This is a genomic window from Paenibacillus sp. FW126-R14, from assembly GCF_058789495.1.
In genome coordinates, this window is the sequence record NZ_JBYTBS010000004.1 from 198672 (window position 1) to 218911 (window position 20240).

At 46.5% G+C, this 20240-nt stretch carries 16 protein-coding genes; 5 read left to right on the top strand and 11 right to left on the bottom strand.

The window, feature by feature from the left end; all coding sequences use genetic code 11:
- Positions 1 to 17: 17 nt before the first annotated feature.
- Entirely contained in the window at positions 18 to 1322 is a 1305-nt protein-coding gene (locus AC3WRW_RS04330) for an ABC transporter substrate-binding protein (protein WP_492545131.1), read from the bottom strand.
- Positions 1323 to 1521: 199 nt separating this feature from the next.
- Here AC3WRW_RS04330 and AC3WRW_RS04335 point away from each other — a divergent pair, with 199 nt between their 5' ends.
- Both AC3WRW_RS04335 and AC3WRW_RS04340 read left to right on the top strand, forming a co-directional pair.
- The gene (locus tag AC3WRW_RS04335; protein ID WP_492545132.1) at positions 1522 to 3258 is read left to right on the top strand and encodes a cache domain-containing sensor histidine kinase; all 1737 of its coding nucleotides are present in this window, start codon (positions 1522 to 1524) and stop codon (positions 3256 to 3258) included.
- Positions 3255 to 4736: a response regulator gene (locus AC3WRW_RS04340; protein WP_492545133.1), complete on the top strand. Its 1482-nt coding sequence runs from the start codon at positions 3255 to 3257 to the stop codon at positions 4734 to 4736. The genes AC3WRW_RS04335 and AC3WRW_RS04340 overlap by 4 nt, the downstream gene beginning before the upstream one ends.
- A 93-nt stretch (positions 4737 to 4829) precedes the next feature.
- On the opposite strand, the gene AC3WRW_RS04345 is transcribed toward AC3WRW_RS04340, so the two are convergent.
- From AC3WRW_RS04345 to AC3WRW_RS04375, 7 genes are all read right to left on the bottom strand, one after another.
- On the bottom strand, positions 4830 to 5231 hold the full coding sequence (locus AC3WRW_RS04345; RefSeq protein ID WP_492545134.1) for a hypothetical protein: 402 nt from the start codon (positions 5229 to 5231) through the stop codon (positions 4830 to 4832).
- Positions 5232 to 5404: 173 nt separating this feature from the next.
- Complete coding sequence (locus AC3WRW_RS04350) at positions 5405 to 5884, bottom strand: VanZ family protein (RefSeq protein WP_492545135.1); 480 nt, start codon at positions 5882 to 5884, stop codon at positions 5405 to 5407.
- A 95-nt stretch (positions 5885 to 5979) separates the two neighbouring features.
- Complete coding sequence (locus AC3WRW_RS04355; RefSeq protein ID WP_492545136.1) at positions 5980 to 6558, bottom strand: hypothetical protein; 579 nt, start codon at positions 6556 to 6558, stop codon at positions 5980 to 5982.
- Positions 6559 to 7058: 500 nt separating this feature from the next.
- A complete protein-coding gene (locus AC3WRW_RS04360) occupies positions 7059 to 7538 on the bottom strand; it encodes a DinB family protein (RefSeq protein ID WP_492545137.1) in 480 nt (159 codons plus the stop codon).
- Positions 7539 to 7613: 75 nt separating this feature from the next.
- Positions 7614 to 8570, bottom strand: coding sequence for a D-2-hydroxyacid dehydrogenase family protein (locus AC3WRW_RS04365; RefSeq protein ID WP_492545181.1), 957 nt, complete (start codon positions 8568 to 8570; stop codon positions 7614 to 7616).
- Positions 8571 to 8606: 36 nt separating this feature from the next.
- Positions 8607 to 9125 (bottom strand): GNAT family N-acetyltransferase, encoded by a 519-nt coding sequence (locus AC3WRW_RS04370; RefSeq protein WP_492545138.1) that lies wholly within the window; start codon positions 9123 to 9125, stop codon positions 8607 to 8609.
- 48 nt (positions 9126 to 9173) lie between these two features.
- Positions 9174 to 11429, bottom strand: a complete 2256-nt coding sequence (locus tag AC3WRW_RS04375; RefSeq protein WP_492545139.1) for an ATP-binding cassette domain-containing protein — start codon at positions 11427 to 11429, stop codon at positions 9174 to 9176.
- A gap of 227 nt (positions 11430 to 11656) precedes the next feature.
- On the opposite strand from AC3WRW_RS04375, the gene AC3WRW_RS04380 reads away from it, so the two are divergent.
- Both AC3WRW_RS04380 and AC3WRW_RS04385 read left to right on the top strand, forming a co-directional pair.
- Positions 11657 to 12688: an ATP-binding cassette domain-containing protein gene (locus tag AC3WRW_RS04380; RefSeq protein ID WP_492545140.1), complete on the top strand. Its 1032-nt coding sequence runs from the start codon at positions 11657 to 11659 to the stop codon at positions 12686 to 12688.
- Positions 12685 to 13500, top strand: a complete 816-nt coding sequence (locus tag AC3WRW_RS04385; RefSeq protein ID WP_492545141.1) for an ABC transporter permease — start codon at positions 12685 to 12687, stop codon at positions 13498 to 13500. Before AC3WRW_RS04380 ends, AC3WRW_RS04385 begins: the two co-directional genes overlap by 4 nt.
- Positions 13501 to 13762: 262 nt before the next feature.
- Here AC3WRW_RS04385 and AC3WRW_RS04390 read toward each other — a convergent pair whose 3' ends face one another.
- The 3 genes from AC3WRW_RS04390 to AC3WRW_RS04400 all read right to left on the bottom strand — a co-directional run bounded on the left by AC3WRW_RS04390 (position 13763) and on the right by AC3WRW_RS04400 (position 18848).
- Entirely contained in the window at positions 13763 to 15502 is a 1740-nt protein-coding gene (locus tag AC3WRW_RS04390; RefSeq protein WP_492545142.1) for an ABC transporter ATP-binding protein, read from the bottom strand.
- A 300-nt stretch (positions 15503 to 15802) separates the two neighbouring features.
- On the bottom strand, positions 15803 to 16450 hold the full coding sequence (locus tag AC3WRW_RS04395; protein WP_492545143.1) for a response regulator transcription factor: 648 nt from the start codon (positions 16448 to 16450) through the stop codon (positions 15803 to 15805).
- A gap of 16 nt (positions 16451 to 16466) precedes the next feature.
- Positions 16467 to 18848 (bottom strand): sensor histidine kinase, encoded by a 2382-nt coding sequence (locus tag AC3WRW_RS04400; RefSeq protein WP_492545144.1) that lies wholly within the window; start codon positions 18846 to 18848, stop codon positions 16467 to 16469.
- Positions 18849 to 19075: 227 nt separating this feature from the next.
- Between AC3WRW_RS04400 and AC3WRW_RS04405 the strand changes: the two genes are divergently transcribed.
- A complete protein-coding gene (locus AC3WRW_RS04405; RefSeq protein WP_492545145.1) occupies positions 19076 to 20239 on the top strand; it encodes a murein hydrolase activator EnvC family protein in 1164 nt (387 codons plus the stop codon).
- Position 20240: the final 1 nt, after the last annotated feature.

The window sequence follows — 20240 nt, forward strand, 5'->3', positions numbered from 1 at the left end:
GGCGATTCGGTTTCCCTTTATTTCACTGCCCGGAGACGATCAAATTCTTTTTTCATATTTTCGGAATATTGTCTAGGCGTGATGGCACCGGCCAGCATGTCCTGCCCGTTTTTGCACATCACGTCCCACATGCCATTAGGGAGATACTCCCTGTCAAAGTAAGGAATAACGGCAACATCCTTATACTTTTCGAAATCTTTGGTCAAACTGCCGGCATCAATGGCTACGCCTTTGATTCCCGGAGGAAGCGCTTGAGCTTTGGCTACTTTGGCTGCATTTTCAGGCTTGGCGTAATACGCAACGAATTTTTTGGCTGCTTCTTGGTTCGGCGAGTTTTTCCAAACGCCCCAAGTCGTTTTCTCGCCTCCTGCAAAAGTCACCTTATCGCCGGCAATTGCCGCTTGAATCGGCATTAAACCGCCTTTCACATTCGGATTCGTTTTCTTAGCTTCTTCAATTAAGAACGGACCGTAGATCCCGAAGGCGGCTTTCCCTTCTGCAAATGCTTTGGCGGAATCATCATATTTTGCAGTCAATACATCTTTGTTCAGGTAGCCTTTCTTTTGCATGTCCAGGAATAGCTGGGGCAGTTGGTCGAAATTTTTCCAATCAAAGGAGCCGTCTTTCAGCTCTTTGGAGTAATTTTTGTTCCCGCTGATAAAGTAGGAGCTTGCCATGAAGTCAAAAAATTGACCGATGGGCCAGCTGTCTGCGCCACCAATATGGATCGGGGTCACTTTACCCCCGCTTTTGGTCTTAATTTCCTCGCATGCCTTCAGCAGCTCCTCTACCGTTGTAGGCACCGCTATTCCGTATTGCCCAAGGATATCCGCATTATACACCGGACCTGATTTATCTTGATCGATCGGCAGCGCATACACTTTTCCTGCGGCATCCGTAACAGCCGGCTTGATGTTAGCGTCCAGCTGGCTTACCCAAGGCTGATCCTTCAAATCGGCCAAATAGTTTCCATAACGAATCTTTGACCAGCCATGCGTAGAGAAGACATCCGGTAAGGAGTTAGACGCCATTTTAATCTTCATAATATTTTCATACTCGGCGCCCGGTGCGCTAAACTCAACGTGGATCGTCGGATTTTCCTGTTCAAAACTTTTGGCGATGTCCTGCAGCACATTGGCCGGCTCACCGACGATGTTCGTTGCTACGGTTAATGTTATTTTCTTATCATTAGCAGCTTTGCCAGCTTCCGGCGTACCGGTAGCGACGCTCTCACCGCTATTTGTCGCGCTTCCGCATGCCGATAGCATGGAACCCGTAACGAGCATGACAGACAAAACAGTAAACATCTTTGACTTCTTCATATATATCCCCCTAATGACATCTTATATAGCTTTCTGAACTATACTAACCACATTCTATCAATTCTGATGACGCTTTCATATGAGCGAGATCAACACAAGAAGCGCTCTTTTCTACACATCAGCCCAAGAGCTGGACGAACAATTTTGAAGTTGACCATTTCCTTTTCAATCTATATCCTGTTGATAAAGGAGTGGTTCTATGACGTTCTTCCATACGCTGCGTTTTAAATTAATCGGCATCTACTTACTAACGATCGTTACCCCCTTTATCATACTAGCCTTTATTTCGCCTTACTTCGCTCAAAGCCTGATTACCAAAGAAACGGAGAAATTAACCGGCGGCATCGTAAACTCCTTATCCCGAAACATCGAAACGTATTTGGACGACCTTGAACGGTTAACTTCCTCTCCCTATCTGAACGACAATGTGCTGCAAGCCTTGAAATTAAAAGCCAGCAACCGTTATGAAAGCGCTGACGCTTATACCCGATTGCAAACGGACCGTGCATTGACCTCAACGCTGCCCAATTTTTTAATTAATACTAGAAACGATATCTTATCCACCATTACGATTACGAATAACGACGTTTTTTTAACAACAAGACTCAATTTGTCCGGACTTGTGCCTAACTTTCCTTTTAGAGAACAAGACTGGTACAACAAAGCGATTGAGGCCGACGGCAAAGCCGCCTTTATCAGCTCGCATCCTCAAAATTATATATCCAATTCCAAAGCTTCCGAGGTTTTCTCTGTCGCAAGACTCATTAAAGATCCGGATTCCAGACAACCTTTGGCGGTTATTCTGGCCGATGCCGATACAAGGGTTCTAGAGAAAATAACGAATGACACTACCTTCAATGTGAGCTCGATTATCGTCATTTTGGACGAGAACAAGCGCATCATCTATGCCAATAACTTTGTGCCGGATGACGTCAAACAGCAATTGGAAAACAGCCGGGATCTGGATTCCATTAACACCCCTAACTATGTAACCGTCTCCAATAAGCTTACTACTTCGAATTGGAACGTTGTTGTTTTATTAACAAGAGCTGAGGTAAAATCTAAGGTTAGATGGATTTATAATATCGCCGTGCTTCTGTCGATTGGTGGACTTTTCGTAACCTTCTTTGTTTTTCACTATTTTTCACGCTGGATCGTAACACCGTTCAAACGAATGATTGAGATTATGAGAGAAGTAAAGAAAGGGAATTTGCAAGCAAGGTTTACCGTCAAGAGCAAGGACGAGATTGGACAGTTGGGCGATTCCTTCAACAAAATGATCAATCAGCTTGACGACTTGATCAACCGTGAATATAAAGCGGTATTAGCTCAGCGGAACGCGGAATATCACGCACTGCAATCGCAAATTCAACCTCATTTTTTATACAACACCTTAAACGGCATTATTGGGCTCAACCGGGCCGGGGAAACCAAGAAACTTGAATCCTCCGTCTTATCGCTAAGCGGGATGCTTCGCTACATTTTGGAAGGTAAACAACTGGCCTCTTTTAAAGAGGAGTTTGAGTTTTTGCAAAAATATGCGATGCTTCAACAGCTTAGGTTCGAAGAACGATTGTTCATGACATTTGAGTTGGACGATTCCGTAGCTTCCTTCCATATTCCGAAGCTGCTGCTCCAGCCCATTGTGGAAAATGCCATTATCCATGGTGTGGAGCCGTGCGATGAACCGTGTGAAGTCAGCGTATCGGCGAAGACGATACAGGTCGATGAGAATTACTTTATACTTGTGGAAATTAAGGATAACGGCGTAGGATTTCAAACCAAATCTTCCCATTCAAAGCAGCACATCGGCATCTCTAACGTCAGATCACGACTGCTTATGTCTAATGAAAAAGCGGAAATGACAGTTACCAGTTCCCCCGGTGCGGGAACGACGGTCGTGATCCGGATACCGCTGAAGGAGCGAAGGCTATGAATATCATAATTGCCGATGACGAACGACTGATTCGTTCAAGTTTATCCAGCATGTTGGACGAATTGGAGATCCAGGTTCATGTCGTGGGAGAAGCTAAAAATGGCGAGGAACTCGTGGAACTCGTCGAGCGATTGGCACCCGACCTTGTATTTGTCGATATCAGAATGCCGAAACTGACTGGCTTGGATGCGATCAAAAAAGTGAAGGATACAGCCCCATCTACGCAATGGGTCATCTTGAGCGGCTTTGCAGATTTCGAATACGCACGGGAAGCGCTTCAGTTAGGTGTACAAGATTATCTCCTTAAACCGGTAACTCCCGAGGAATTACATAGTTGCGTAAGTAAAATGTACCGTGTTTTTAAAGAGGATATGGCGGCAGCCAACCGCGTTTTCGAACACGAAGTCATCTTATTCGTTAACGGAAGCCGGTCTGTCCATGATTTTAACGATGATCCGAACTTTAAATATTTGGGATATATTTTTTATTTTGACAGTTATCTGACAGAAAAAGAAAAAGTACATATCCGAACACAGTTCATTAACCGAATGCAGGATCAATTGGACGGCTTATTGAGCAGTAGAACGATAAGATTCAGCTTTGCAACTTTACAGAACGGTAATTTCGCCGTTATTATCGCTTGGAATTCCGACCCGCATTCCGATGGGGAGAAAGTTAAAACAGAGATGGAAAACGAGATTGAACAAACCGTTAATCTGTACAGCAACGATACCTTTCTTACAACCGCTTTCAAAACCGGGTCCTGCTCAGATTTGCAGCAAATCACCGATCACTTCAGAACTTTCGACAGGCTATCGATGCTGCGAAGTATAGTAACAAATCGCGTAGTTCCCCTTTCTGGCTTAAACCATTTGGAGAAACAGAGCGGATTGTTGAATGTGGCCTACCGCCTTGAAACGATGTACAAGTTTATTCAGGAAAAGGATTTTTTCAACTATTCAAAGGAACATGCGCTTTTCAGGAAAGGGCTTTCTGAAAATGGCGTGCAGACCACTGTGATTAGCGCTGTTTCTAACTTTTTGAACGTTTCCATTAATTTCAAGATTCCTTCCGGCTCTAGCCAGAATGAATGGTTGGCAGCCTTGATTAGCCATGTAGAGAATATGCTCAGGGAAAGCCCTGGCGAAGAACGGCTGCAAGGAGATTGGATTCAACAAGTTATTTATTATGTGAACGAGAATTATATGAAAGAAATCAGCATCGGGCAAATGGCCGGCGAGTTTCATGTAACTCCGAATTATCTGAGTTCGCTATTTCATAAAAAACACGGCACGACCTTTGTGAAATTTCTAACAGAGACACGGATGCTCAAAGCGAAAGAGCTCCTCTTAAAAAATCCAACGATGAAGGTACAGCAAGTGGCTGAAGATGTGGGTTATTTAAGCACACGTCATTTCACGAAATTGTTTGTTGAATATTTTGGCTGCTATCCTTCTGAGGTGAATAAGAAGAAATAAGCATTTAAAAAGCCAAGGGGCTGGGGCTGTCATTCGAACAGACCGAGTGTCCTTGGCTCTTGCTTTTATTTAAATTCAAAGCATGCGCATCAACTATAGCCCTTCTTCATTCTGAATTTCTTGAAGAATGTCTGCAATTACGCCTTCTTTCCCCTCTACAAGTTCTCTTTTAAACCACGAGATGCATTCTTCTGAAAGGTTTTTGTGTTCATTTTTCAAGAACGAATTCACCCATGCGAAAACCTGTTTCGTTTCGGTTATACCCATGTAGAACATCGGACGAATAGCTATTTTCAAAAGCGCTCGATCTAGATTCGGACGCGCGGAGACGATCACAGGGATGACTTCTAAAAAACCGTCCGCAGCTGCTTTACAATTGTAACTTGGTATCCAGTTTCCGACCATTTCGACAATTTGGTCATCTTCAAATTCACACGAGCCTGCTTTAATGCTATCTAGCAAATTGCAAATGTCTTCCCAAGTTATTTTTGTCAAAGTGGCCTCCTTCAATTTCATCGTTAGCCTTATTGAGTTCTCGCTTTCCGTTATTTAAGGAATAGCTTCCGCGGCATATTACTCCTGTTGTTCTACTAGTTTTCCCGTTAGCAGAACGGGTTATATTACCGTCACCTTCTACGTTACATCTTGAACTTTATCAACTCGTAAAATCAGGAAGTTCGAGGCTGATCTTGTTTAATTTTTGGATTGAATATTATTTTATAAATATTAGAATAAAATAACCAAAGGAATACTAATCCTATCAAAAAGCCAATAATATTTAATATGATATCATCAATATCAAAGACTCGATGCGCATAATATAATTGGATTATCTCAATGATAACAGTCGATAAAAAAGCCAAAATAAAAGAAACAATAAAATTATATACTGCTTTCTTTAAAAGTGGCATCATAATAATCGGAACTAAAAAACCAAAAGGTACAAATAAAAGAACGTTACCGAATACATTTTTTAGTACATACTCAATACTTTGAGATTCCATAATACCAATAATTGAAGGAGTCAGTTTATAAATCGGCTCCCCTCTATAATCACTCATGACATGATTTGAAAACAAAGTAAGATATAAGAGAGAAAACATATATAGCGCTAATATAATAACTACTGAAATATAACTCTTGTTCAAATGAAATTCCTCGCCTTTACTTTTAATTTTAATTAAAAAAACTAGAAAGCAACAGAGATATTGAGAACTCTTTGCTTTCTAGTAAATTGTACAGTTTAATTGCTTACTGTGCCACTTCCACTAATATCACCGTCATAAATTTCACTTCCATTCACAAATTCAGACCAAGTAATACTTGGTTTAGTCATCTTAAAATATATTGTACCAGATGGGACATTATTCCATGTCCCTACTAGAGAACCGCTTGTTACGTTATATTTTATGGAACCCATACTATTTCCATTTGCATAAAGAGTAATATGATAGTAATTATAGCTTGAGCCTGTCCAATCCTTGTCGCTTGTATCATCCCAAGATACGCTTGTAGTTGTTATTTTTACAGTCGAATTGCTATTAGTGATTGACTGAGAAATTAAACTTGAATCAAAGTTAAATGTAAAATTATACGGGATACTTTCACTCAACGCCGAAAAAGTTTTTGATTCTGCAGCAAAAATAGGTTTTGCCTCACCAATTACATTTAGATTAATTGAATCTATCGTATTATCTTGAGATTGTTCATAAGTCTGAATTACATTAGTTTGACTAATTGGAACTTCTTTTGCAAAACTTACAGGAATAGACAGCATAGCTAACATCGAACTAATTGCTAGAGATAGAACAATTTTTTTCAAAGTGCAACCTTCTTTCTGATTTTATTTGTAATAACATGGAAATACAACTGTTTTATCCTCCTTTTGTTTATTTCCCTTTTTTATACTGCATTTATTTCCGTATATTAGTCAATAGTTTTCCAATATTTTGTAAAATTTTTAAATGTATCCTCTTGCTATTAGTCTCTCAAAACTAATCGTACAGTTTGGATTGATATAGTACAGATACGGTATAGTTGTGCTAAAAAAGAGAATTCATATATGTATCCAATGAAACACCTGTCCGCTTAGCCGTAGAATACGAAAAACCGTCAGGTTCCTCCTGACGGTCATTTTAGGTATAGCGAACATTCGTAATTTTGTAATCGTGCTCACGTTATTTACTGGCCGATACTTCAATTAGAAGAACGCCCCTCAACTATAGTTCTCCGCTCCTCAGTTCTTACGAGCCTACTTTTTTGCTGCCTTCCGTGGTATATTACTCCTGTTGTTCTACTAAAGTTTACCGTTAGCGAAACAGGTTATATCACAGTTAAAATTTGATTTTTATGATGATTATCGTGATCGTTGAACTCATGAATGATGTAAAGCAGTGAATACGGTGTGCCAGTGTGCGGGCAAGTTTCTACGCCGTTCGCGGTTACATGTTTATCAGCAAGGTCGGGATTAGCTAATAAAATGTCAACCAGCCCAAGACGAGTTTGCTTAAATTCATCAAGCAGGCGATCTTTTGTAATTCCGGATCTGGCATAGTTATACGCTATTTCATTGAACGAATCAAAATCCGGAAAAACCATTCCTTGACCTTTTTTAATGGCTGGAATGATCGTAGAGATGAGGTAAGTATCCCAATTTTTAAGATGCGAAATAATTTCTCCTACCGATGCTTTATTTTCGGCAATAGGTTGCAACCAAATGCTCTCGTGTACTTCATGTAAGGTATCCGTCCATTCTGTAAACTCTTTATACCGAAGAATCGTACTATTACCCAGGCTAATCATATTAGAACCTCCAATTATCGTATCTATCAAAAAGAGACCCCCAACAACAGGTTGAAGGCCTCCGTTATTTGCAAATCATGAAAGCGTACGAACCGGCGATCCGGCTAAATAAGCTTGGATATCTTCTACCACGTCTCTGTAAAAAGCCTCATAATTCGCTTCCGATACATAGCCGATATGCGGCGTAGTGAGAAGATTCGGAAGCGACCGGTAGATATCGTCTTTCGGCAGCGGTTCTACCTCGAACACATCTACCGCGGCGCCTGCGATCCAGTTGTTCTGCAGAGCCTCGGCAAGTGCAGCTTGATCCACGATCGGAGCGCGGGACGTGTTGATCAGATAGGCCGATGGACGCATACGCTTGAGCTCGGCGGCACCAATCAGCCCTCTTGTCCGCTCGCTTAATACGAGATGAATGGACACGAACTCGCTGCTCTCCAGAAGCTCCTCCTTGGAAGAAGCTAATTTCACTCCAACCTCGTCGGCCCGCTCCTTCGTTAAATTCTGGCTCCACGCCACGACATCCATGCCGAACGCCTGGCCAAATTTGGCGATCTTGCTGCCCAATTTGCCGAGCCCCAGTACGCCAAGCGTCTTACCGTACAAATCCATCCCAATCGTGCTCTGCCATTGACCGCTGCGGATTGCGTTGTGCTCCGCCACGATGTTTCGGGCAAGCCCCAATATCAAAGCCCACGTGAGCTCGGCGGTTGCATTGCCTGCACCTCCCGTGCCGCAAACGATCACGCCTTGCGAAGCGGCTGCCGCCAGGTCAATCGACGCATTGCGCATGCCTGTTGTAATTAGCAGCTTCAAATTGGGAAGCCTGGCAAGCAGAGATGCGCGGAAAGGTGTCCGTTCACGCATGATCACAACAATTTCGCAGTCGGCAATCTGTTCGACCAGCTCATCCAGTTGATCGATATGCCGATCGATGCTCTTCACTTCTACTTTGTCCATAATCGGCGACCAATCCACGGCAGTCAGCGCCACCTGCTGGTAGTCGTCTAATATCGCACAGCGTAACTTCATCACAACTTTGCCTCCTTCATCGTTCTCCCTCTTTTATCAATTGAGAGGTTCTGGAACCCGCATGTCTTTTTCCATAATAAAATCATCCATGACAAATCCATTCCCGATATCTGCAACTTGTTCCCGTACGGTTCGGAAGCCTTTTTTCTCATAAATCGCAATACTGGATTCGTTATGGCGATTGACCGTCAGCCAAATATGGCTTAGGTTTCGGTCTTTACACAGCTGCTCCAGGAATGCAAAAGCTTGACTGGCATAACTGCGTCCCCGGTGCTCCTTGCCGATATAAAACTTGCTCAAGAAAAGCTTCCCCGCTTCTTGTTTAGCTGACATATAGCCGACTGTCGAGCCATCGTGACGGATCAAATAATACTCGTAGCCCTGATGATCGATTTGATCCGTAATTGCCGGAACCGACTGGAATTTGCCGATCATGTAATCTATCTGCTCTAGTGTAATTAGAGATACATAATATTCGCGCCATATTTCTGCCGCCAATCGAGCTGCCTCTGCGATTTCCTCCGCAGTATTCACGCGTTGAAACATTAAACTCATGACAAGTGCCCGCCTCTCCTGAAACTCTCATCCCATACATGTTTACAATTAGCTCAAATATTTTCCCGTAATCGACTGCTCCGCATGGATGATCTGCGAGGGTGTACCCTCGAACACGACTTGGCCGCCTTTGCTGCCTCCATCCGGCCCCATATCGATAATCCAATCACCTTGGCTGATCACATCGAGGTTGTGCTCAATGACGATCACCGTATTGCCGGCATCCACGAGGCGGTTCATGATCTCCAGAAGGTGACCGATATCTGACATATGCAGGCCGGTCGTCGGCTCGTCCATCACGTAGATGCTGCCCTTCTTATGCAGCTCGCTTGCCAGCTTGATGCGCTGGCATTCTCCGCCTGAGAGCGTACTTAGCGGCTGGCCGAGCGTAATATAGTTCAGCCCCACATCGCTCATCGCCTGAAGCTTGCGCACAACCTCTTTTAGCTCAAAAAATTCCAAGGCCTGCTCCACCGTCATCTCCAGCACTTCTGCAATTGACTTGCCGTTCAGCTTGTAGGCGAGCACCTCTTCCTTGAACCGTTTGCCTCCGCATACTTCACAAGGGAGCTTCACGCTGTCGAGGTACGCAAGGTCTGTATACACAACACCAAGCCCTTGGCAGTTCTCGCATGCCCCTTTGGAGTTGAAGCTGAACAAGCCCTGGTTAACCTTGTTGGCTGAAGCAAACGCCTTGCGCACATCATCCATAATGCCCGTATAGGTCGCGGGATTCGAGCGCGTTGACACGCCTACCGCCGATTGGTCGATAACAATCGCATCCGGGTGCTGGCTGAGAAATACGTCGTTAATCAGCGTACTCTTGCCCGATCCGGCGACACCAGTTACTACTGTCAGCACGGCGGTTGGAATATCCACACTCACATTCTGAAGGTTGTGCAGGTTGGCATCCTTGATAGACAGCTTGCCGGAAGGCTGCCTGCAGCCGTGCTTCAGCTGGAGCGCCCGCTTCATATGAGTGCCTGTCAGCGTACCTGCCTCCAGCAGGCCTTGGAAGCTTCCTTCATAGACAATGTTGCCGCCGCGGCTGCCGGCGTGAGGCCCAACATCGACAATATGATCAGCCAACTTGATCACATCGGGATCATGCTCGACGACGATTACGGTATTGCCCTTATCGCGCAGCTTCTGAAGCAATCGATTTAGCCGGTGTACGTCACGGGGGTGCAAGCCAACGCTAGGCTCATCGAAGATATAAGTGACATCGACCAGACTGCCGCTCAGATGCTTCACCATCTTGACTCGCTGCGACTCGCCGCCGGATAATGTATCCGTCTCACGGTCCAGCGTTAAGTAGTCAAGACCGATATCCACCAGATGCTGCAGCCGCTCCGCCAGCGACTTGACGACCGGCGCAGCAACCGGGTCGTCAATCTCCCGAATGATGCGGATGAGCTGTCCAACCTCCATGGAGGACAGCTGAGCGATGTTGAGTCCATTGATCCTGCAGCCCAGCGCAGCCTGACTAAGCCTCGCGCCGCGGCAGCTGGAGCAGGGTCCCTCTGTCATGAACGGCGCAACAGCTTGTTGTGTGCGCTCGGACTTGGTTTTTACATCCTGCTTGATGTACTTGTTAGTGAACTTCTCGATGACGCCTTCTACGGTAATGTTCACTGCCTTCCCCGCGAACTGCATCTCCACTTTTCTCGCCTTGCCATACAGCAATTGCTCCAGCTCGTCATGGGAATAATCGTTCAGCTTCTTGTCGGGATCGAAGAACCCCGACTGCACGAGCATCGACGAGTCCATGCTGTTCACCGCATAGCCCGGCAGCAAGATGGCCCCTTCATTCAACGACTTTGACTTGTCGAGCGCCTTGCTCATATCGACGCCAAGCCTGCGGCCGATCCCGTTGCATTCGGGACACATGCCTAGAGGGTCGTTAAAAGAGAACATGTTCGCTTGTCCAACATAAGGCTGGCCCACTCGGGAAAAAAGCAGACGGAGAATGGGAGAGATATCGGTAATCGTTCCCATCGTGGAATGAGAACCGCCGCCAAGCCGCTTCTGATCCACAACAACAGACATGCTCAGGTTCTCTATCGCATCTGCATCCGGCTGTGGAAAACGCGGCAGAAAGCTGCGGACGAACATGCTGAAATTTTCGTTCAGCAGGCGCTGGGATTCGGCGGCGATCGTATCGAACACAATCGATGATTTGCCTGATCCGGAAACCCCAGTAAAGATCGTGATTTTGCGCTTAGGAATGCGCAAGGATACGTTCTTGAGATTATTTTCCCTTGCAGCCGAAATTACGATATACTCCTGATTAGATTCACTCATGCTTAACATCCTTTCGATCGAGTTAATTTCTGCCTATCTTCACATTGTACCATTCATCCGTCCTACGAAGAAGAACACCGTTAGGTGCGCTGTAAATATAATTAAAAATTTCCACATACTAACTGTCAATCCGTTAATATTATCAAATTTTATTTATACACTGTTTATATTCAGTTTAAAGTTGCACGTTATCATGACCCTATAAACTTTGATTTGGAGGAACTACCATGGAGCTTCAATCCAGAAACACCTATGAGCCGAACAATGGCGATTTGGCCGTCGAGGCACTCGGGCTGGTCAAAACGTTTGGCGATAACCGCGCAGTGGACGGTGTAAATTTGAATGTACGCGCCGGCTCCATCTACGGCGTGCTTGGCCCTAACGGCGCAGGCAAAACAACCACGATTCGCATGCTCGCCACACTGCTTCGTCCGGATAGCGGATCGGCCAAAATTTTCGGGCACGACGTCGAAAAGGAATCGCAAATCGTACGCCAATTGATCGGCGTCACGGGGCAATACGCTTCGGTTGACGAATCGCTCAGCGCAACGGAAAATCTCATCATCTTCTCCCGGCTGCTCGGACTGGGACGGGCGGAATCCAAGCGCAAAGCCGCGGAGCTGCTTGAAGAGTTCGGATTGACGGAGGCCGCAAAGCGTCCGCTCAAAAATTTCTCCGGCGGAATGCGCCGCCGGCTGGATTTGGCGGCGAGTCTGATTGCACAGCCGCCGCTCATTTTCCTTGACGAGCCGACGACCGGACTCGATCCGCGCACGCGCTCGCAAATGTGGGACACGATCAGAAGGCTCGTGAACACAGGCTCTACGGTGCTGCTCACCACGCAGTACCTTGAAGAGGCCGATCAGCTCGCTGATCGCATTGCGGTCATCGACCGCGGCCATGTCGTCGCAGAAGGCACCGTCGACGAGTTGAAAGCCTCCGTCGGCACTTCGTCCCTGCACCTGCGCTTGGAAAACCCGCTAGATATCGAGAGTGCGCGCGAAACGATTGAGCACGTGCTGAAAGTGCCGTCTACGGTCACAGCGGAAGCGGCTAAAATCACGGCTCCGATGACCAATGCCGACCTGGTGACGGATCTGCTGATCTCCTTGCGCGAAAAAGGCATCAAGCTTTCCGAGATGAGCGTCCAAAAGCCGACGCTGGACGAAGTCTTTTTAACGATCACAGGCCATGGGGTAAACCATAGCACCTCCGGCGCTACTGAAGAATCGAAAGAATTGGAGGCCGCAAAAGCATGAGCAATTATACGGCTAAAACAAGACATGCAAGACCGTTGAAAAACCATACGAGCTTCGGCCAAACGGTCCGGAACTCCCTCACGATGGCTTACCGGGGAATTCTAAAAATTCGTCGTACACCGGAGCAATTATTCGACGTGACGTTGCAGCCGATCATTTTTACCCTCATGTTCACCTATATTTTTGGCGGTGCGATCTCCGGCGATGTCGTTAGCTATTTACCGGTCATCATTCCGGGCATTCTCGTGCAAACGGTGATTACGACGTCCATCGTCACCGGGGTACAGCTGCGGGAGGACATGGATAAAGGGGTCTTCGACCGTTTTAAATCGCTGCCGATTGCCCGAATTGCTCCGCTCGCAGGAGCCTTGTTAGCCGATACGGTCAGGTATACGATTGCAACCGTACTCACGTTTACCATGGGCTATATCATGGGCTACCGGCCCGGCGGCGGCATTGAGCATGTTGCGCTCGCTGCGCTGCTCGTCATTTTCTGCTCCTGGGCCATCTCCTGGATCTTCGCATTTTTCGGTGTGATTTCTCGTACAGCATCCAGCGTTCAGGGAATTTCCATGCTTGTCCTTTTCCCGCTGACGTTCTTATCCAACGCTTTTGTACCTGTAAACACAATGCCGAATTGGCTGCAATTTTTCGTAAAAATCAACCCGATCTCGCATATTGTCACCGCCGTCCGTAACTTAACGAATACCGGAACGGTAGGTTCCGATCTCGTAATCTCCCTTATCGGGGCCATCGTTATCGTCGCGATCTTCGCGCCAATAACGGTTCGAGCGTACATGCGCCGCACCTAAAACACAAATCCCCTTGATCGTTGGGAATGCCAACAGCAAGGGGATTTCTTTATTTGCTCTCTAAGGTGTGGCGACACTCACAACCCCTTCGTTCATTCTTCATGAACGAAAATATGTTTCTTTTTTTCTTTCCTGTCTTCCACCATCCGGTTTCTGCTTCCTTTTCGATTTCCTGTTTCCGTTGATTCATCAATATCTCCATATCAAACCTATTCACGTTCATAACACCTCTCTTTGTTTTAGATTTGAGGACGATCAACCATCAGCCATTTTGTTTGACAAGCAATTCTTTATAGTAGCCGTTTGATTCCAGCAATTCTGTATGGATTCCCTTTTCGATAATCGTGCCATTTTTGAGAACAAGAATCTGATCGGCATGCAGCACGGTTGAGAGCCTGTGGGCAACCATAATAATCGTTTTCTCACGATCAATTTGGTGAATCGATGTTTGAACGAGGCTTTCGCTTTCGTTATCAAGCGCACTCGTCGCTTCGTCCAGTAAGATAATAGATGGATTTTTTAAAAAGACACGGGCAAGCGCAATCCGCTGCCTCTGACCGCCCGATAGTTTGACGCCTCTTTCGCCAATTTCCGTCTCATAGCCATTAGGCAGTCCGGCAATAAAATCGTGGGCATACGCTTTTTTCGCCGCAGCTATAATTTCATCTTCCGCAGCATCAAGCTTGGCGATTTTAATGTTATCCATGACGGAAGAACTGTATAGAAAGCTATCCTGCGAAACGACTCCCATTTGCTCCCTAAGACTAAAAAGGGAATAATTTTTTATATTCACGCCATCGATCAGAACTTCGCCGCGATCCACATCGTAGAGCCGGGTCAGCAGCTGCAGCACTGTACTTTTGCCCCCGCCGCTGCCTCCCACAAACGCATAAGTTTTGCCTTTTTCGAGGGTAAAAGAGATATCTTTAAGCACATCGCTTTTTCCGTCGTATGCGAAGGAAACTTGATCGAACCGGATTGAATCGCGGAACGATGCCAGATGAACCGGTTGATCGATGTCTTTAATGGCTGACGGCGTAGCGAAGAAATCGAACACTCTTTGCAAAGCCACACTTCCTTCCGCAATCGTCGGAAACGCTTGAACCAAAGCTGTAACGGGACTTTTCATCCGATCCACATACGCGAAGAAAGCAATCAAGCTCCCAAGCGTTAAACTGCCGTCGATGACATACAAACTGCCGATGGCCACGACAATGAAAGGAGTTACATCGCTTAGAACGTTTACGGAAGCTAACGAAATCGCATTGAGTACGGCTTGCTTATCCGTAATTGTTTCATACCGATCCAAGTGCTGATCCAGCTCTTCGGCATCCTTCTTTTCGGAGGAGAACAGGTTGGATAAGAAGGAGCCTTGGATTTTCTCCATAATAAAGCCGCTAAGAACGGAGCGGTAATTCAGCATGGATCGCGTCGTTTGTTTCAGCCTCTTAGAAAGCAAATGTGCCAGCGCAAATTGAATGCCGGTCAGCAGCACGGAAAGCAGCGTCAATTTCACGTTCAGAGTAAGCATCACGCCAATCACAAAAACCAATACAATCGTTTCAATCCAAACATTAGAGAAAACGGCTGTCATGAACCCTCGAATCCTTTCGATATCATCGAAAAACCGGGTTCCGATTTCTCCGCTTTTATGATCCGCGAAATATTTGGCATCCAAGGTGTGAACTTTATGGAAGGCGTCTTTGCGAAGCGCTTTGATCACATTGTTATTGCCCTTATGCATGAAAAACTGTCTCACATACTCCATCGGCGCGCGGATTATCAAAAAGACAGCGACCATCATAACCGCAATGACTATTAACTGCGCGATTTTGTCCGTGCGGGATAAGGTTTCATTTTGAAGAAGATTATCGAACAAATATCTGAAAACGAGCGGAATCGTGAGCGGGATTAGAAAACGAAATAAGCTGCCGACAAAGCCCAGAATGTATAGCTTCTTTTCTTTATTTACATAAGGCAAAAAACTTTTGAATGTACTCAAACGAAAAGCCTCCTTTACACGTCTGCGATGTTTCAGGTATCCGGCACATCCGGCCGTTTCCCCGTCTGAAAAATACCCTCCCGCAGGATTCACGTCCTCCTATAAGGCAGACCCAGCTGCCAGTTGTTTGTTATGAGACCATCATATACCCGCTTCGAACCTCCAAACGCGCAAAAGATGCACCGTCCCCGCGCAATTATTTGCGTCTTCGCGCAATTGTCACCTCGTCCCGACCGGCGGCATGTACCTAAAAATGCAAACAAAAAATGACGCCGCAATCGACGTCATTTCCACAATCATTCAATATAAGTCCTCAGTCGGTAAAATCCCCAGACTCTTGGCTTTTTTAATCACCTCAACACGCGAGCTCGCCTGCAGCTTCTGGAAAAGCTCCGTCAAGCTGTACTCGAGTGAACGCTGGCTGATCAGCAGCGCTTGTGAAATCTCCTTGTTGCTCTTTCCCTTCGCAAGCTCGCGCAGCAGCTTATCCTCCTCCTGCGTAATGGTCGTTTCCTCCCGCCCCTTCTCGCCCTGGACCACGATTTCCTGTCGTCTGAGCTGCTTCAGCAGAAACATCGGAACGATAGCTTCCTTCCTCGCGGCGCAGCGGATCGCTTGGATGAGCTGCTCTCTCGTGGACGTTTTGGCGATGAATCCGGACACGCCCGATTCCATCAATAAATTAAAATGCGGTGCGATCTCAAACCCCGAATAGATGAGGATGACTGCGTCGGGAACATAATCAAGTATTTTTCTCGCAAGATCTGCGCCATTGATACTCGGCATATAGAGGTCGAAAAGCATAACATCGAATTTCTTGAGACGCACGATATCAGGGACGCAGTATACATCCGTTTCGATCGTAACCTTCATGCCCGGCTCGGATTCTATCAACATCTTCGTCCCTTCCACGACCGAACGATGATCATCCACCAATAAAATTTCCATAACCCTCACCTATACGCTAATTTTTTGGAAAAGAAATCATGACCTGAACACCTTGCTGCGGTGCCGACTGAAACTCGATCTTCCCCTCCAGACTGAGCACGCGCTTCTCCATGCCGGCAAGACCCATATGCTGGAAAGACCCATCGAACGCAGATAAGTCCATGCCGATGCCATCGTCGGAATAAGTAAAATGCATACGGTTCCCATTTTCGCTCAATGACATTGTGACCTTCTCCGCCTTCGAATGCTTGGATGCGTTATTGAGCAATTCTTGAACGATCCGGTATATGCCGAGTATTTGTTCTTCGCTCAAGCCTTCCGATTGCTGCCCGGCATTGAATTCAATCTCGTAATTGGCGAACATCCTCGTATATGCGAACAGGCTTTTGAGAGATTCGACCAGTCCCATTTTCAAAAGAAAAGGCGGGCGAAGCTCGTTGCAGGTAATGCGGATTTGATGGATCGCATCGAGCAGCCCCTCTTCGATCTGCTTCAGCTCCCCCTGCGCCTCCGTACCGAACATGCCGTCGGAGCGCAGCGACTCCAGCCTGCGGTACCAGATAATCAGATCCTGCAGGACGGAATCGTGCAAATCGCTCGACAAAGCGAACCGCTCCTTCTCCGACAGCTTGAACAAGAGTCGCAGCATCCACTTCGGCGTCTGACTCGTTGTTACCAGATCCTCCAGCCGCTTCATGAGGTCTTCGATCAGACGAAGATTATCGTAAAGCAGCGTTACATAGCGGACGGCGGTCTCGAGCCACTGATTCTCAATCGGCAGGAAGGCATTCCTTGCAGCGATCCGCAAGTAAACGGGATGCTTTTTCTCACCGATCGGAATCCAGGTGTCCTTCGCGTCCATCGCGGCAGCCTCCTGGCCATGCGGCACTTCCTCAATCGAAGCGTCACTCACCTGCAGAACAGCAAGGACCTCCTCAAGAAGACGATGCTCGAGCTCCGATACCTTCATCACATTCGCCAGGTCGTTCGAAAGGCCATTCAATCTTTGCTGCAGAAATTTGTGCCGCTCTTCACTCTGGACAAGCTCCTGTTCCTCAAACTTTCTTCGCGTAATATCCTTGACGATCCCGTGAATCCCGTTCAAGCTGCCGGATAAGTAGATCGGCACGAACGTAATACTGGCAATCCGCTGCCCGTGATGGCTTAAGAGGCGGCATTCCAAATCCCGCGGCTTGCCTTGCTGCATAACCTCAAGGATAGCTTCGTAGATTTGCGGATGATCCTCATCATAGATCGTTCCCAGAAAGCAGCGGCCCTTCAGCTGCGATAGCGGGGCCCCGATAATATTTTCAAACGACCGGTTCGCATTCACAAAGTAAAAGCCGTTCAGTTCAATGGAGAAAACGCCATCCAAATTGTTCTCGAACAAAGACTTGTATCTCTGCTCGCTTTCCTCAAGCGCCAGCTCCGAACGCATTTTATCTGTAATATCAAGCAATAAACCGTTCAGACGTTCAACGACCCCAGCATGATTCTTCCATGGATGGATGATCAGCTCCCCCCATCTGATTTCTCCCTCCACATGGATGTAACGAATGGCTTGGCGGATTGAAAGGCCTTCATCCAGCTTGCTTTTGACCTCCCCCATAAGAATTACGTTGTCATCGGGGTGGATATGATCGTGCAGCCGTATCGGGTTGTTCATGATTTCTTTGCGAGGGATGCCCGAAATGGCCTCGATGCTCTCCGAGCAAAAGGAATATCTTCTAAAATCCTTATCCGTTGACCATACAGCCGCATTGACACTATTCAAAATGTTCTCCAAGAGTTCCTCGGATTCCTTGCGCCCGGAAATATCTCTGGCTACGGCCACAACGTACTTAACTTCACCGCTGCCGTCCAGCACAATCCTCACACTTGCTTCGATATGAACCAAATAACCTTCTTTATGAATCAGCCGATACGCGAGTTGTGTCGATTGCTTGGCCTGTACGGCATTCTGATGAACGGATCGTACCCGCTCCCGATCCTCGGGGTGGATGATATCGAAAGCATCGAAACCCTCATACTCATGTACGTGATACCCGCTTAATGTGAGAATGGAAGGAGACACGTAATGGACGATAGCTTGATGATCTACCAGCACAATCGTATCCGAGGTGTTCTCTGCGATAATCCGGTACCTGGCCTCCAGCTCCCAAGCTTCTGAATCTTCCTTGACTACTACGGAGTAAGCGACAGTCTCATCGTTCTCATTCACAATCGGTATCCTTTGGACTGCCGCCTTCACAGGGGGGACATTTACCTTTCCGTAGGTGGCCTCGTAAGCCTTATTGCCCCAAAGAAATCGCTCATGCAGGTCAATCACATACACGGGATCCGGCAAGTTCAGCAGCCACTGCCGTGCTCCCTTGATCACATCCTCAAATGCGCCCATGATGTTCTCCTTCTAAACTAATGAATTGGATACCCTCATTATAGCGGATTCCCGCTCATCCAATCGCGCAAAAAAATAGGGATGGCCCGCAAAATTTCAACGGTAATTAGGTAAGGAACAACATACCAATGACAGTTTGGACGATAAGTCTTAAAATTTTAGTAGAGTTGAAATTCATATTTTCATCTATGCTGACTTCATAGACTCACGCTGGAAGGGATGAAAGGATGAAAACTAAGAAACTTGTTATTGTCGCTATCATTCTGATCTTATTTTCCAATTGGAATTATGTTTATGCAGCAGATACTCCGGAACAGAGCGCCCAAGATTTAATCGCAACCTATAATCAACGTTTACAAGTGATCCAAAACTTAAGCAGTGAGCAAACGGAGATTCAAGGCCAGCTCGCATCGATTAACCGGCAAGTTTTTGAATACGATAAATTGGCTGCCGAGCTGCAGCCTCAGATCGATCAAGTGAAGAGCCAAACGGAGTCCTTGCAGAAAAATATAGCCGATGTTCAAAAAGATATTGACGCCCGCGATCTCCTGCTCAAAAATCGGGTAAATTATATGTATACGAGCGGAAATTTGTCTGCTTCTTATATGGATGTGCTTTTAGGCTCTTCCAGTTTTAGCGATTTCATAAACCGGATCAGCATGTTAATTATGATTCTCGGCCAAGATAAGCAAATTATCGATACGAAAACAGATGATAAAACCAATTTGACTAAAATGAAGGAAGAACTGGACCAGCAGCAGTCTTTACTAGTCGCCCAGCAAAATACGCTAAATGCTGCAAAAGCCGATCAAGAAAAAAAGGTCGGGGAACGTCTTGCTTTATTAAAGCAGCTGCAGCAGCAAAGCCAGAGTGAAGTTGACATGGCTCAGAAAGATGTGGAAAATTTATCGCTCGTCGATTCCCAGCTTGCACCCGAAGTGAAAGAACAGCTGAAGGCTGCCCTGGAAAAAGAAATTCAGAGCGACGGCACGTGGGTATGGCCGGTCCCCTCTTCCCATACCATCACTTCGGACTTTGGCCCCCGCGGCGAGGAATTCCACGCTGGAATCGATATCGGAGCGCCTATTGGTACTTCCATTGTCGCGGTTGATAACGGAATTGTGCTCTACGCAGGGAAAGCCAACGGGTTCGGCAACTGGGTCGTCATTAAACATCCCAATGGGTTAATGAGTGTGTATGGCCATATGTACGGAGATGGCATCTATGTATCCGTGGGCCAAGAAGTGCAGCGCGGCCAAGTCATCGCAGTTGTCGGCAATGACGGTCAGTCGACAGGACCTCATCTGCATTTTGCCGTGGCAGCAGGCATTACCGGCAATCAAATGAACTACATCGATCCTCGCCCTTACTTGAATAATCAGTCTATGTAAA

Excerpts from the sequence above, each read along its gene's own strand:
- AC3WRW_RS04330 (WP_492545131.1), bottom strand. The coding sequence starts at position 1,322 with ATGAAGAAGTCAAAGATGTTTACTGTTTTGTCTGTCATGCTCGTTACG.
- AC3WRW_RS04335 (WP_492545132.1), top strand. The coding sequence starts at position 1,522 with ATGACGTTCTTCCATACGCTGCGTTTTAAATTAATCGGCATCTACTTA.
- AC3WRW_RS04340 (WP_492545133.1), top strand. The coding sequence starts at position 3,255 with ATGAATATCATAATTGCCGATGACGAACGACTGATTCGTTCAAGTTTA.
- AC3WRW_RS04360 (WP_492545137.1), bottom strand. The coding sequence starts at position 7,538 with ATGATTAGCCTGGGTAATAGTACGATTCTTCGGTATAAAGAGTTTACA.
- AC3WRW_RS04365 (WP_492545181.1), bottom strand. The coding sequence starts at position 8,570 with ATGAAGTTACGCTGTGCGATATTAGACGACTACCAGCAGGTGGCGCTG.
- AC3WRW_RS04370 (WP_492545138.1), bottom strand. The coding sequence starts at position 9,125 with ATGAGTTTAATGTTTCAACGCGTGAATACTGCGGAGGAAATCGCAGAG.
- AC3WRW_RS04375 (WP_492545139.1), bottom strand. The coding sequence starts at position 11,429 with ATGAGTGAATCTAATCAGGAGTATATCGTAATTTCGGCTGCAAGGGAA.
- AC3WRW_RS04380 (WP_492545140.1), top strand. The coding sequence starts at position 11,657 with ATGGAGCTTCAATCCAGAAACACCTATGAGCCGAACAATGGCGATTTG.
- AC3WRW_RS04385 (WP_492545141.1), top strand. The coding sequence starts at position 12,685 with ATGAGCAATTATACGGCTAAAACAAGACATGCAAGACCGTTGAAAAAC.
- AC3WRW_RS04395 (WP_492545143.1), bottom strand. The coding sequence starts at position 16,450 with ATGGAAATTTTATTGGTGGATGATCATCGTTCGGTCGTGGAAGGGACG.
- AC3WRW_RS04400 (WP_492545144.1), bottom strand. The coding sequence starts at position 18,848 with ATGGGCGCATTTGAGGATGTGATCAAGGGAGCACGGCAGTGGCTGCTG.
- AC3WRW_RS04405 (WP_492545145.1), top strand. The coding sequence starts at position 19,076 with ATGAAAACTAAGAAACTTGTTATTGTCGCTATCATTCTGATCTTATTT.